Below are 388 nucleotides of genomic sequence, written 5' to 3'. Positions count from 1 at the left end.
GATTTTGCTAAAAATATATTTTGACGTTTTTTGTAAATGTAGATATTTTGTTAGTCATTACGGTTGATGCTGCCTATCTGAAAATGAAGAAGCTGGCTCGCTAGTGCTTTCGGAAGTACAGGCAATGGCGTTGTAGCGAGTTCGTGGGAGGCGCGGCCAGCGTTTGAGAGCACGCTCTAATGTCATGGCAAAAAGGAAAACAAGATGAGTGAGTTACCCGATATTTTGATACCTGACGCATTTATTGGCGGAGAGTGGTGCGGTGCTGACAAGCGCTTTGCGGTCACTAATCCGGCAAATGGTGAGCTATTAGCAGAAGTCCCTGACCTGGATGCTGATGGTGCACGGGCAGCAGTTGCCGCAGCAGAGGCAGCAGGACATGGCTGGG

At 48.5% G+C, this 388-nt stretch carries 1 protein-coding gene; it reads left to right on the top strand.

What is annotated here, in order from left to right; translation table 11 throughout:
- Window positions 1-204: 204 nt before the first annotated feature.
- The coding region (locus tag INT22_RS07050; RefSeq protein WP_193067945.1) for an aldehyde dehydrogenase family protein at window positions 205-388 on the top strand (184 nt) is incomplete at its 3' end.

Source organism: Halomonas sp. 3D7M (assembly GCF_014897885.1).
GTDB lineage: Bacteria > Pseudomonadota > Gammaproteobacteria > Pseudomonadales > Halomonadaceae > Vreelandella.
Note: the sequence above shows the minus strand (reverse complement) of the source record. Positions and strands in the feature narration are given on the sequence as shown.